The sequence below is a fragment of the Gordonia sp. NPDC003429 genome, assembly GCF_053588575.1.
Genome location: NZ_JBSFQF010000007.1, coordinates 64,228 through 77,122, shown reverse-complemented (window position 1 = coordinate 77,122; position 12,895 = coordinate 64,228). Strand labels below are relative to the sequence as shown.

The window sequence follows — 12,895 nt, the reverse complement described above, 5'->3', positions numbered from 1 at the left end:
CTCGGTAGGCTTGTGGGTGATGAACACACCCGCCGACGTCCTACTGCTGTGCTGGCGGGATACCCGTCACCCGCAGGGCGGCGGCAGTGAGACCTACCTCGAACGTGTCGGCGCCGAACTCGCCGGTCGCGGTGCGCGGGTGACCTACCTGACCTCGTCGTACCCCGGGTCGCGCCGCGTTGAAGAGCGCGACGGCATCCGGTTCGTGCACATCGGCGGGCGGATCACCGTCTATCCGCTGGCGCTGGTGCTGATCGTGGCGGGACGGCTGCACGTCGGTCCGCTGGCGGACACCCGGCCCGACGTCGTGGTGGACACCCAGAACGGCATCCCGTTCTTCGCCACGCTGGTGGCCGGAGCGCCGACGGTGGTGCTGGTCCATCATTGTCATCGTGAACAGTGGCCGGTCGCCGGACGCCTGCTCGGACGGCTCGGGTGGTTCCTGGAATCGCGGGTGTCCCCGCGGGCGCATCGGCACAACCGGTACGTCACCGTGTCGGAGCCGTCGAAACGCGAACTCGTCGCGCTCGGCGTCGACGCCGACCGGATCACGGTGATCCACAACGGTATCGACCCGGTTCCCGCCCACATCGTGCCCATGGCAACCGAACCGGAAGTACTCCGGGTGTGCGTGCTCTCGCGACTGGTGCCGCACAAGCACGTCGAGGACGCGCTCGCGGTGGTCGCCGACCTGCGTCGCACCGGCGTGCCGGTCCACCTCGACATCATCGGTGACGGTTGGTGGGCACCCCGGTTACGTGCGCGCACAACCGAACTCGGCATCGACGACGCCGTCACCCTGCACGGACACGTGCCCGAGGAACGCAAACACGAGATCCTGGCCGCCGCCGACGTCGCGCTGCTCCCCTCGGCCAAGGAGGGGTGGGGGCTGGCGGTGATCGAGGCCGCGCAGCACGAGGTGCCCACCATCGGTTACCGGCACGCCACCGGGCTGCGTGCGTCGATCCGCGACTCGGAGACCGGGCTGCTCGTCGACGGTCTCGACGAGATGATCAGCGCGACAAGAAAATTGCTCGACGACCCGGATGAACGCCGTCGGCTCGGGCAGGCTGCGGCGCGGCGCGCCCGGGACTATTCGTGGTCGGCTACCGGGGACGGTTTCGTCGAGGTGTTCGGACAACTCGGAGAATAGCGGCTCCCGCGCCCACCACGATCATCGCCAGCCACAGCAGATGGGCGGCCCACATCGCCGCCCGCGCCGCGCTCGACGGTGCGGACGGCGGCGCGGCATCGGGGATGCGGAACACGGTGAGCGAGCTATCGTCCACCTCTGGTCGCAACTGCCCGGAAAGAGCTTGCGGGACTGCCGTATCGGGTGTGTCGATGAGCACCCAACCCACTCCGAGCCGAGCCAGCGCGGCGGGGTCCCCGCCGGCCCGCAACACGTCGTCCACCGCGCGTGCGTGCGGCGCCGCTGCGTCCACCACCCGCCCGTCGACCACCAGCTCGCCCGATTCGATCACCGGGGCCCGCAGCATCCGCGGCCACGGGTTCAGCGACGGCCCATCGGCAAACGGGTAGCGGCGCACCGTTCCCGGCGGCCACACCGCCACCGAACCCGTGTCGGCGGGCACCGAATCGGCCACCCGCGCCCAATCGTCGGGGTAGTGCACCACCCCGATCCGGCCGCCGACACCCCAGGCCAGATCGGGTAGCGGCGCCACCACCGCCAACACCACCGCAGCCAGCGCGAAACCCGCCGGGACGCGAGTGCGCAACGCGCCGACGGCTGCCGACGCGCACACCGCGACGAACGGCATCGCCAGCGCGAGGAACTTCGAGGTGTCCCGCAGCAGCCCGCCGCCGGGGATCGCGTCCACCAGCCAGGCGAGCACCGCCCGCCCCGGTGCGGTGGCCGACGCCGCCACCAGCAGCACCGTGACGGTCGCCAGCCCCGCGAGCGCCCACACCAGCGGCGCGGTGGTGCGCGACGACGTTCGCCACAGGGCCACCGCGCCCACGGCCACCACACCGACGAAGCACACGGTGGCCACCGCCGCCCACCAGATGGTGCGGCTCGCCGGCACGGCGTCGGCGTTCCAGATGCCGCCCAGGCCCAGCGCGGTGCCCAGCGGGCCCAGCCCCGGTTCCGATCGCAGGCCGAACGCCCGCACCCCGGCCACGCCGTCGGTGCCGGTGCCACCCGCACCCAGCAGCGCGGCGAGCAGCCACGGCGCCGCCGAAACCACCCAGAGCGCCGCCATCGCGACAGCTCCGGCCCACCGTCGCCGACCCCCGGCGCCCGCACCCGCTGCGGCGACGATCAGCGTCAGAAGCGCGAGCAGCGAACCGGTGGGCGTCAGGCCCGCCACCGCGAGCAGACCGCCGAGTTGCAGCCATCGGCGTGCATCGGGCCGCTCGGCGAGATCGGCCACCGCCACCACGATCCAGCCCAGCGCCGCATAACCGACCAGCAGACCCCAGTGGCCCTGCAGCAGGCGTTGTGCGACAAAAGGATTCCAGATCGCGATGGTGGCCGCCGCGACGGCGCCGGTGCGGCCCGGTGTCAGCCGCAGTGCGAGCCGCCCGTATCCGACGCCCGCGAGAATGAGTGCGGCGCAGAGGATCACGGTCACCAGCAGGCCGCCGTCGACGACGGAACTGCCCAGCGCCACCAGCCAGTCCTGCGGGACCGCCCGCGGCGGCAGGTCGCCGAGCCCCAGCGCCGTGTCGGTGACGAACGAGCGCGGTGTGGACACCGCGTCGCGGTACAGCAGGTACCCCGGGCGCAGGATGGGCGCGAGGATCAGCGCGGTGAGCGCGACGCTGACGGCATACAGCGTCGGCAGTGACCGCCCCGTGCGCACCGGCCCCGCAGCTCGTCAGTAGTGATAGGTGTCCGACGGGGCGGGCGCGTGGCCCGGATCCACCTCGTAGTCGGATCCGGTGACGCCGTAGGCACGGGCGAGGTCGAGGATCTTGGTGGCGCGCGCAATCCGCGGCAGATCCGAACCGTTGCGGATCTCTCCGCCGTCCCGCTCGAAATCGGCGAAGAACTCCTTGGCCCAGCTGATCTCGTCGATCGACGGTGACAATCCCTCGTTCACCGGCGCGCACTGATCGGGGGTGAGACAGATCTTGCCGGTCATACCGAACTCGACGCTCACCGCGGTGGCCTCGCTCAGCTTGAGGGCGCTCGACCCGACGGTGGGACCGTCGATCGCGCTCGGCAGATGCGCGGCCTTGGCGGCGATGGTGAACCGCGACCGGGCGTAGGCCAACGTGAGCGGCGAGTCGCCGAAGCCGGTGTCGCGGCGGAAATCACCGATCCCGAACGCCAACCGGAAGGTGCCCTTCGCGGACGCGATCTCGCTGATCCGCTCCAGTCCGCGGGCGGTCTCCACCAACGCCACGATCGGCACGTCCGGCAGGCGTTTGGCGGTTTCGGTGACATGGTCGACGGACTCGACCATCGCCAGCATCACGCCGCCGACCGACGTCGTCGACAGCGCCTCGAGATCGTCGGCCCACCACGGCGAGCCGAATCCGTTCACCCGCACCCAGTCGCCGGCACCGCCCGGATGATCGGGCCCGCTCGCTTCGCTCCCGGCGCCCGGGTGACTGGGCCCGCTCGCTTCGCTCCCGGCGCCCGGGTGATCCGGATTGTCCGCCCCGAGCCACCGCACCACGTTGTCACGCGCGGCGAGCTTGTCCTTGGGTGCCACCGCGTCCTCGATGTCGAGGACGACGATGTCGGCGCGCGACCGGGCCGCCGGGGCGAAGCGCTGATACTGGGCGCCGTTGACGAGCAGCCAACTGCGGGCGAGTACCGGGTCGATGCGGAAGCCGATGTCGGTGGCGTCGTGCTCGGGGTGCCTGATCTGGTCCTGCCCGATCTGTTGCTGCCCAGTCTGTTGCTGTTCGGTCTGGTCGTACACGCTGTTCATCGTTCCATATGGGGCGGGCACACTTGAGCGCATGGTCACTCCCGTTCCCGGAGCCTCGTCGCCGCGTCCGGCGCGCGACGGCGTCGTCGGCGCACTCGGTTGGGTGGCGCTCGGGTCGATGGTGGCCAACGTCTGCGCGTACGCGGTGCATGTCGCGGCCGGACGGTGGTGGCTGACGCCGGCCGAATACGGCGAGTTCGCGGTGCTGCTGTCGGCGATGCTGGTGCTCGCCGTCCCCGCGCTGGCCTTGCAGGCGGTGGTGGCTCGCGAGGTGGTGCACGGCCACGACGGTGCGGGGCTGCGCCGGCTCACCGCCCGTTGCGCGGTCGCGGTGGTGGGGCTCGTGGTGGTCGCGGTGCCGGTGATGGCCGCAGTGGCCTCGACCGGCATCGCCGTGACGGTGGCCGGCCTCGCGGCCGCGCCCTTCCTCACCGTGATCGGCGGCGGCCAGGGAATTCTGCAGGGCCGCAACGAATTCCGGTTGCTGGCCTGGGTTCTCGCCGCGGTCGGGGTGTTGCGCACCGCGCCGGTGCTCGTGGTGCTGGGGCTCGGGTTCGGCCCGGCGGGTGGGCTGGCGGCGGGATCCTTCGGTGCGGCGGCTGCGGCGCTGCTGGTGTGGGCGGCGGTGGCCGTCTCCGACCGGCGGCGCCCGGAGCGGGCCGGATCGGACGCGCTCTCGGTGTCCGCCGGACTCGGTACGGTGCTGCGCGCGTCGCAGGTGCAGTTGGTGCTGGTGGTGGCGGCGTCGCTGGACCTGCTGCTCGCGCGCAGCGCGCTGGAACCGCGGGCGGCCGGGGTGTACGCCTTCGGGGCCATCGCCACCAAGGTCGCGTTCTGGTTGCCGCAGGCCGTCGGGGTGGTGTTCTATCCACGTCTGGCCGACCCCGCGATCTCACGTGCCTCGTTCCGGCAGGCGGTCACCGTTGTCGCCGCGATCGGTGCGGTGCTCACCGCGCTCGGGGTGGTCGGGGGCCCGCTGGTGCCCATCCTGATCGGTGCCGATTATCGCGGCTTGACCTGGGTGCTCGGGCTGTTCGCGTACACCGGGTCGGCGCTGGCGGTGCTGCAGGTGGGCCTGTTGTCGGCGATCGCGCGGGATCGCACGGCGGTGTCGGTGGCCGTGTGGGCGGTGCTCGTGGCCGAGGCGGCCGCGATCGGGTGGTTGGCCGACTCGGTGGTGTCGCTCGCGGTGATCGCGGCCGTCGCGGCCACGGTGAGCGCGCTGATCACGACGACGGTGGGGCTGCGGGCTCCCGATCGTGGCCCCGGTGCAGCGGCCACATCCGCCGCCACCCACCCGGAACGGTGAGCGTGACGCCGGCGATCAGCGCCAGCGCGCCGAGAATTCCGGCGAGCAGCGGTACCAGCCGACCCCAGATCACCACGGGGGTGGCGCGGTCGGACGCGTGCTGCGCCAGTGATCGCTGGGTGGGCAGGTCGTAGCCGAAGTCGGCGCGCAGGTTGGTCAGGGCCAGGGTGGCCAGCGCCGGGTCGGCGCTGCGGTAGGTCTGCTCGACCGAGATCCGCTCGTCGAGAACGGTGCCGGTCGTCGCGTCGACCGTGATCTGCCACTGTGCGGCGTGATGCAGGGTGGCGGTGACCTGCCGCGTCGGGTCCACGCCGCCCACCCCGAACCAGCTCGCGGGCCGCACGATCCGCGTCGGCGGGGTGCCGTCGGGGGTGCCCGACCCGATCGCGTCGAGGTCGGTGTCGGGGATGTCGGCGGTGTAGCGGATCGCGGTGCGACCGGCCAGCGACGTCTCGCCGTGGTCGACGAGGTCGACGGTGCGCCGGGTGGTGACGTCGAAGAACCGGGCGCCGCTGCGTGGCGGGTCGAAGGGCAGCACGTAGGTGTATCCGCGACGGTCGGGGACCTGGATCGGCGGCCTGTTGCTGTCGTACTGGATCTCGGAATTGCCGCGCGATCCGTCGCCGGTGGCGCTGAGGTCGGGTAGCGCGGAGCTGCGATTGAGCGTCACCCGATCCTTGGTCGCCGACAGGGTGGCCGCCGTGCAGGCCGACGCCCCGGCCGCGGGTGGAACCTCGCTACCCGGGCGCGGGGTGTCGGGGTCCACTTCGCGGCCGTCGAGCCAGATACGGTCGGCCTGTACCGAGGTGCCCGCCTGCAGCGTGACCCGGTGGGCGTCGGCGGGACGGACCGCCACCATCCGCTGCTGTCGTACCAGCGTGGCCTCGACGGTGCGGGCGGTGGGGGTGGCCAGCGAACAGCGGTCGAGGATCACCGGGCGCGGTGACGGTGTGGTGCCGGGAGCGTCGACGCCTGCGGTGGCCACGGTGGTGATGTCGGTGCTCAGCGGGATGGCGCGGAGACGATCGACCACCAGGGTGGGCAGTGCGATGGTGACCGCCACCAGGAACGCTCCGACGAAGATGAGGGTGGGCCCGACGAGGTCGGCGGTGGTCCAGCGCCGCGGACCCGTTTCGGTGGCATCGTCGCCCGGCGTGTCGGGGGCATCGTCGGCCTGCGGCATGCGGTTGAGCGTACTTGTGCGGCATAAGCTGGTGTGATGCCTCCCGAGTCGACATCCGTGCGCCCGGCGGTGTCGGTGTCGGCGCCCGGGCGGCCGCGCCGGTTCTACCCGCAGTTGGAGGGGATGCGCGCGGTGGCGGCGCTCGGCGTGCTCACCACCCACGTGGCGTTCCAGACCGGTGCGGAGCGTCTGCCGGTGCTCGGTCCGGTGCTGGGGCGGCTCGACCTGGCCGTCGCACTGTTCTTCGCGCTGTCGGGATTTCTGTTGTGGCGGTCGTGGGTGGCCGCTGCACATCAAGATCCCGCACGTGCCTCCGCGCCGCCGGTGCGGCGCTATCTGTGTCACCGGGTGGTGCGCATCTGGCCCGCCTACGTCGTGGTGGTGGTGCTGGTGCTCACGCTGCTGCCCGAGGCGCGCGCCGGCGCCGACCTCACGGTGTGGCTGGCGAATCTGACGTTGACGCAGGTGTTCGTGCCGTTGTCGCTGACCGCCGGGCTCACCCAGATGTGGAGTCTGTCGGTGGAGGTGGCGTTCTACCTGATCCTGCCGGTGTTCGGCTACGCACTCTTCCGGTTGCGTGACGAGCGGGTGGGCCTGCGTATCCCTGTGCTGCTGGGCATCGGCGTGGTGAGTCTGGGCTGGGCGTGGGTGGCCGGGACACTGCCCGTGCCCGACGGGGTGCAGCCGACGAACTGGGTGTTCGGATATCTACCGTGGTTCGTCGTCGGATTGTTGCTCGCCGAGATCACCGGAGAGGAGCCGGGCTGGGAGGGTCGCGAGGCGAGGGCGGTGCGTGTGGTCGCGGCGATCGGGGCGCGACGCCGACTGATGTTCGTGGTACTCGTGATCGCCTACGGGCTCGCGTGTACCCGGTTGGCCGGACCGACGGGCCTGGGCGATCTGGCGCCGTGGCAGTTCGCGGTGAAGGTGGTGCTGGGCGCGGTGTGCGCCTTTGCGCTGCTGGCGCCGCTGATCGCGTCCGACGGCCCGTTCCGGATTCTGGATTCGGCGCCGATGCTGGCGCTGGGCCGGTGGTCCTACGGCATCTTCATCTGGCATGTCGCGGTGCTGGCGGTGGTGTTCGGACTGTTCGGCATCGTGCCGTTCAGCGGGCACACGGTGCTGGTGTGGCTGATCACGGTGGCGCTGACCGTCGGGCTGTCGGCGGCGTCGTATGCGTTTGTGGAGGAACCGGCCCGTCAGTGGCTGCGGCGACGAGAGACCACCCCGTCCCCGAAAAACGCCCACCAGCAGCCGCACGCTCGCATATCGCAACCGTGACGCCGGCCCGGGCGCCTTTCAGGTCGGTGGCCGGGCACGCTCGACGCGGATCCGGGCACGCTCGACGCGGATCCGGGCACGCTCGACGAGGAGTGGGGCCAGCACCGACCACACGGTCACCGCGACCGCCAGCAGTGCCGGGAGTTGGACCCACCACGAGAAGCCGTGATAGCCGCCCGGAGCCTGCCACGGACCGGCGGCCAGCCCGATGGTCGCCGCCATCATCGCGACGAAGGCCGCGGCGACCACCGGCGCGGATCGCCGGCGCAGCGCGGCCACCCCGACGGCGACGCCCACGACGGCCGTGGCCGCCACTCCCCACCACCCGGTCAGCACCCACGACGCCGCGAGCCAACCGGCCGTGGCCATCCCCGCCGCGGCGAGCGGCAGGGGACGATCGGCGACGCCGGGTTCGGGCGGCGAGTCGCGGTGTCGGCGCAACGGCAGCACAGCGATCACGAAAAGTGTTGCGAGCAGCGCGAATCCGATGGCCAGTGACCAGCGGTAGAGCGAGTCGTAGCGGAAGGTCAGATCGACGTGCCCGCTCGCGCCGGCCGGTATCACCCAGCCCTGTTCCCAGCCGTTGATCACCACCGGCCGCAATGTCTGCCCACCCAGCCGGGCCTGCCACCCCGGGTTGGTACTTTCGGGCACCACCAGCAGGCGTTGCGCGGCCGCGGTGTCGATGTCGAGGCTGCGACGGGTCGGCGACCAGGCGTCGACGGTCGGCGCGCGCGCCGCAGCCGGTGCCGCGGCGCCGAAATCGCCACCGGCGTCGAGGCCCACCGTGTCGACGGTGAACGCCGGGCCCGGATTCGCCGACAGTTCCTGCTCCCCGGCGGGCAGCCGCACCGAGGGGAGGCACGGCCGCGCCACCACCGGATCACCGGCCCGCAATGCGCCCGCGGTGGTGGTGACCCGCATCGGAATCACCTGCCCCGACACCGTGATCCCGATCCCGGCGGCACAACCGATGTCGACGGGCCGGTCGTCGGCAGGCCGGTCGTCACCGCCTGCCGGTGCCGGTTGCACCCGCACCTCGGCAATCCCGGTGGGGGCGACGCTGGTGAAACCGAGGCTGTTCACGTCGATGAGATCGCGGCGATCGAGCACCGTGATCGAGATGTGGTCGGTGGTGGCGGGATTCACTGTGATCAGCCCGTCGCGGCCCACGCTCCGTTCCTGCGCACCCGTGCCGAGATCCACCGCCACCTTCGTCGGCGCGGCCGGATAGTCCTCAGGCACCACGAGTTGAATGGTCTCCACCCGTTGTGGCGTGGGCAGCGTGACACGCAGCGTCGGGTGGTGCTTCTTTGCACCGCGCTCGCGCTGCTCATCGGTGTCGTCGGCGGCGGTCCACACCGTTCGGGGGTCCCCGTCGACGGCGGCCGCGGCCGAGCCGCGCGGATCGTTCACCGTGGCGGCCCCCTCGGCGGTCACCGACCCCGGCGTGGTGAGCAACTCGGTGAGGCCGTCACCCGGATGCGGTCGCAGGATCATCACCGGGGCGACGGTGGTCTCCTGCGGCACCGACAGTGCGCGGCTCAGCACCGCCGGGTTCTCGGGGGAGAGGCCGAGCCCGGCCGCGCATCGCACGAGGTCGTCGGCCTCCACGCAACTGCTGCGGCCGGAGAGCTCTTGGGACAGAACCCATCCCGACACCCGGGTGTCGGCGGGCAGGGCCGGCAGGATCACCCGATGGCGGATCGGTAGCGCCGCTCCGGTGTTCAGGTCGGTCACCTCCACCTCACCGAGCGCGAACTGGTTTCCCGCCGTGCCGTTCTCGGTCCTGATCGCCCGGATCTGCACCCAGCGGGTGGGTCCGCTCGGCGCGGTCACCGTGACCGGTTTACCGGGCTCGACGCCGGATACCACGGTGCTGCCCGCCTCCGTGGTCACCAGGATCGACGTCACGTCCGGTCCCAGCGCCCGCGCGGTGGTCAGCCGCAACGCGAGATCCGAACGGGGACGGGTGAAGTCGAGGCGCAGCCACTGGCCCACGGCCGAACTGAGTCCGTTGCTCACCCACGCCGAGGCGGCGTCCCCGTCGAACGCCGCGGCCGTCGAGTTGGCCGGGGAGGTCTGTCCCGGCTGGGTGGCGTCGGCCGCCGACCCCGACGCCGACACCGACACCTCGCCGGGCCGATTATCCAGCAGCCATTGGCCTTCGGTGAGCGGCTGACCGTCCACGGGATAGTCGGGTGCGGCGTTCTGGGTGCGGCGGGGGTCACCGGGTGAACGGATCGCCGAGCTGTGGTCGTCGACACGGCCGAAGTCGGTCTCCCGGTCGGCGGGCGTGTCGGTGACGAGCACGGGCGCGTCCGGTAACCCGGCCCGGCGGGCATCGGCTTCCAGCACCGTCGGACCCAACGGCGCCAGCCACAGGCGGGCGCGCAGGTCTTGCACGGCGGCAATCGATTCCGGGCCACCGACGATGCGCGTGGCCGATGCGGTGTCCACCAGCAACGGTCCGGTGCCGGGGAACTCGACGCCCGCCCCCACCTCGGTGCCGCCACCGTTCGGCGGGGTCACCGCATAGATCTGGATCGCCGGCATCTGCGGGCGTAACCCGTTGTCGCGCACCACCCCCGGCACCGTCGGCGGTCCGACGTCCGGACCGAAGGTGGCCACCCGACGCAGTCCGGGTGAGGAGTTCAGCGCCTGCTGCGCCAAGAGCGGGCGCGCCGACCTTGACGTCTGCGGGTCGAGGTCGGCGCGCAGCACCACGTAGCCGACGCCCTGCTGCGCCAGTGTCGCCGCGAGACCCGGCGAACCCCGACCGCCCGCGATGTCACGCTGCACCGAATCCATCGCGCGGATCGCGCCCGGCGGAGTGAGTGGGATGGCGTCGCGCACCGCCCACGGTGTGCTCGCCAGCGGTTGCAGCGGTTCGTCGCGGGTCAGTCCCCAGAGCTGGTCGGCGAACGGCGAACCGGGTACCACCAGCGTGCGGGTCGGGTGGTCCGGATTGTCGTCGGCGGCGTGCTCACCGAGCCAGTCCGCGGTCTGGCGCCAGTAGTCGGGAAGCGCGCGGTAGCTGCCGGCGGGCGCCAACTGCCCGGTCCACATCAGCGAGCCGGCACCCACGATGGCGACCAGCACGATCATCGTCGCCGCCACCGGGCGGGATCGTTGCGGATGCGCGAACGCCGACAACGTGTCCCGCACCGACGCGGTGCCCGGCAGCGGCACCCGCGCCAGCAGGTGGGCGGTGCCCAGCACCAGCGGCAGCCGGACGAACGGTTCGAACTTGTGGATGTTGCGCAGGAACGCACCCGACCCGTCGAGGAACTGCCGGACCTGCTCGGCGACCGGCGAGCCCAGCCCGCCGACGTAGCCGGTGCACATCAACAGCAGTCCCACCACGAGGATGGTGATCGCGCGACCCCGAAACGGCATGCGCCGCATACACAGTCCGGCCAACCCGGTGGCCGCGAGGGTGCCGGTGGCCAGCACCGCGGCCGGCTCGGTCACCAGCACCGCGCCGGCAACGCGTTCGGGTGAGACGAATGGCGTCCACGCGCTCGTGCCGCGCAGCACCTCGGTCAGCGACGTCCACTCGGTGGTGACCCGCGAGGATTCGATGAAGTCGAGGAACGGTGGGGACACGCGCGAGAGGATCAGCAGCGGCGCCACCCACCACGCACACGCCAGCACCAGCGCGCTCGCCCAGAGCCCGCCGAAGGTGATCCAGCGTCGACGATCGCCGGTGGTGACCCCGCACAGCACCCACCACAGCAGTGCCACGCCGACCGCGGCGAGCGTGGCCACCGCGTTCACCGCACCCATCAGGGCCACCGCCACCGCTGAGCGCGCCGCGTCGCGCCACAGCGGAGCACCGCGCGCGGGTCGCACGTCCAGTGCCCGGACCAGCGGGATCAGCACCCACGGCGCCAGCATCATCGGCAGCGTCTCCGACGAGATCGACCCCAGCGTGGTGAGCACCCGCGGACTGAGTACGAACACCACCGCCGCGATCAGCCGCGACCCGGGCGACCCGATGCGCAAGGCCTCACCGAGCCGCACCACGCCGACCACCCCGACCGTCAGCAGGACGGCCCACCACAGCCGCTGGGTGATCCACGGCGGGATGTGGGCGAGTTCGCCGACGGCGAAGAACGCGCCGTGCGGAAAGAAGTAGCCGTAGGCCTGGTTCTGCACCTGACCCATCGGTGCGGTCGGCGTCCACAGGTGCATCGCGCGGCCGAGAAACCCGAGGGGGTTGGCGGTGAGGTCGAGTTTGGTGTCCGCGGCGAGACGTCCCGGCGACTGCAGCAGGCTGACGAGCAGGGCCACCGCGCCGATCACGGCCACGCCGCGACGGCTCAGCGTCCGGTCCATCGGGAGTGCGGGTCCGGCGTCAGGCGGTGGCCGTCACTGATCGGCGGCGGGTGGCGTGCGCGAACCGTAGTCCACCGATCCCTGCACAAACCCGTTGTTCGGGCTGATGTTGTTGAGATCGGTGGCCGGGCTGTTCGACGCGGACAGGAAACCGCCGAGGAACACCGCACCGAGACCGACCACGATGCCGGCGACTCCGGCCACGGCTCCGGCGACGAGGCGGTTGTTGCGCATGGGATGAAATTACCACCCTCACCTGAGGAAAACGTAGACGACCTCAGGAAACGTGAAGGTCACCGGTTACAACGTGACGGGAGGCTGCTTCTCGCATCGGGCGGGCACGATGAACACCGGCCGTGAGCAGTGTTTGAGAACCCGTTCGGCCACGCTCGACCGCAGCAGCGCCTTGAGTCCGGTGTCGCCTCGGGTGCCGGTGACCAGCAGGTCGACGTCGAGTGCGTCGGCGGCAGCCACCAGCGCACCCCAGACCGTCGACTCGACCTCCACCAGGGTGCCGGTCGCGGTGAGTCCGATGTCGGTGGCAAGTGCCACACCCCGCTCGTTGACCGCGGCCGACTCGGCTTCCAGCGCGTCGTCGACCTGGGTGTCGAGGCGGGTGTCGAGAAACGGTTGCATCCCGGCGGCCAGCGACGACATCCGCGGGGCGCTCATCGTGCCGGGCTGCCAGGCGGTGACCACGTGGGCGGTCTCGGCGCGCAGGAACGTGCCCGCGTACCGGATGGCGCGATCGGCATTCGCGGAGCCGTCGTAGGCGATCATCAACGATTGCGGGCGGCCGACAACCCGACGGCCGTCCCGACCGGGGGTGGGGGGAATGGACCCGGCGTCCATATCGCCACGGTACATGCCACA

General features: G+C 71.7%; 9 protein-coding genes. 3 read left to right on the top strand and 6 right to left on the bottom strand.

Annotated features, from left to right (window positions below; genetic code table 11):
* Nucleotides 1-19: 19 nt before the first annotated feature.
* Nucleotides 20-1,153 carry a glycosyltransferase family 4 protein gene (locus tag ACWDSI_RS10725; protein WP_449756532.1) on the top strand — a complete coding sequence of 378 codons (1,134 nt, stop codon included), beginning with the start codon at nt 20-22 and terminating at the stop codon, nt 1,151-1,153.
* Here the strand turns inward: ACWDSI_RS10725 and ACWDSI_RS10720 are convergent.
* Both ACWDSI_RS10720 and ACWDSI_RS10715 read right to left on the bottom strand, forming a co-directional pair.
* Nucleotides 1,107-2,828 (bottom strand): hypothetical protein, encoded by a 1,722-nt coding sequence (locus ACWDSI_RS10720; RefSeq protein WP_449756531.1) that lies wholly within the window; start codon nt 2,826-2,828, stop codon nt 1,107-1,109. The two genes, ACWDSI_RS10725 and ACWDSI_RS10720, sit on opposite strands and share 47 nt — an antisense overlap.
* Before the next feature lie 15 nt (nt 2,829-2,843).
* Complete coding sequence (locus ACWDSI_RS10715; protein ID WP_449756530.1) at nt 2,844-3,908, bottom strand: HpcH/HpaI aldolase/citrate lyase family protein; 1,065 nt, start codon at nt 3,906-3,908, stop codon at nt 2,844-2,846.
* Between the two features lie 31 nt (nt 3,909-3,939).
* On the opposite strand from ACWDSI_RS10715, the gene ACWDSI_RS10710 reads away from it, so the two are divergent.
* A complete protein-coding gene (locus ACWDSI_RS10710) occupies nt 3,940-5,217 on the top strand; it encodes a polysaccharide biosynthesis protein (RefSeq protein ID WP_449756529.1) in 1,278 nt (425 codons plus the stop codon).
* Here ACWDSI_RS10710 and ACWDSI_RS10705 read toward each other — a convergent pair.
* Entirely contained in the window at nt 5,135-6,400 is a 1,266-nt protein-coding gene (locus tag ACWDSI_RS10705; RefSeq protein ID WP_449756528.1) for a DUF3068 domain-containing protein, read from the bottom strand. The two genes, ACWDSI_RS10710 and ACWDSI_RS10705, sit on opposite strands and share 83 nt — an antisense overlap.
* A 36-nt stretch (nt 6,401-6,436) precedes the next feature.
* Here ACWDSI_RS10705 and ACWDSI_RS10700 point away from each other — a divergent pair, with 36 nt between their 5' ends.
* A complete protein-coding gene (locus ACWDSI_RS10700) occupies nt 6,437-7,681 on the top strand; it encodes an acyltransferase family protein (RefSeq protein ID WP_449756527.1) in 1,245 nt (414 codons plus the stop codon).
* Between the two features lie 18 nt (nt 7,682-7,699).
* On the opposite strand, the gene ACWDSI_RS10695 is transcribed toward ACWDSI_RS10700, so the two are convergent.
* From ACWDSI_RS10695 to ACWDSI_RS10685, 3 genes are all read right to left on the bottom strand, one after another.
* Nucleotides 7,700-12,022: an alpha-(1->3)-arabinofuranosyltransferase domain-containing protein gene (locus tag ACWDSI_RS10695; RefSeq protein ID WP_449756526.1), complete on the bottom strand. Its 4,323-nt coding sequence runs from the start codon at nt 12,020-12,022 to the stop codon at nt 7,700-7,702.
* Nucleotides 12,023-12,055: 33 nt separating this feature from the next.
* A complete protein-coding gene (locus ACWDSI_RS10690; RefSeq protein WP_449747637.1) occupies nt 12,056-12,256 on the bottom strand; it encodes a DUF2613 family protein in 201 nt (66 codons plus the stop codon).
* A 66-nt stretch (nt 12,257-12,322) separates the two neighbouring features.
* Entirely contained in the window at nt 12,323-12,874 is a 552-nt protein-coding gene (locus ACWDSI_RS10685) for a universal stress protein (RefSeq protein WP_449747638.1), read from the bottom strand.
* Between the last annotated feature and the right edge of the window lie 21 nt (nt 12,875-12,895).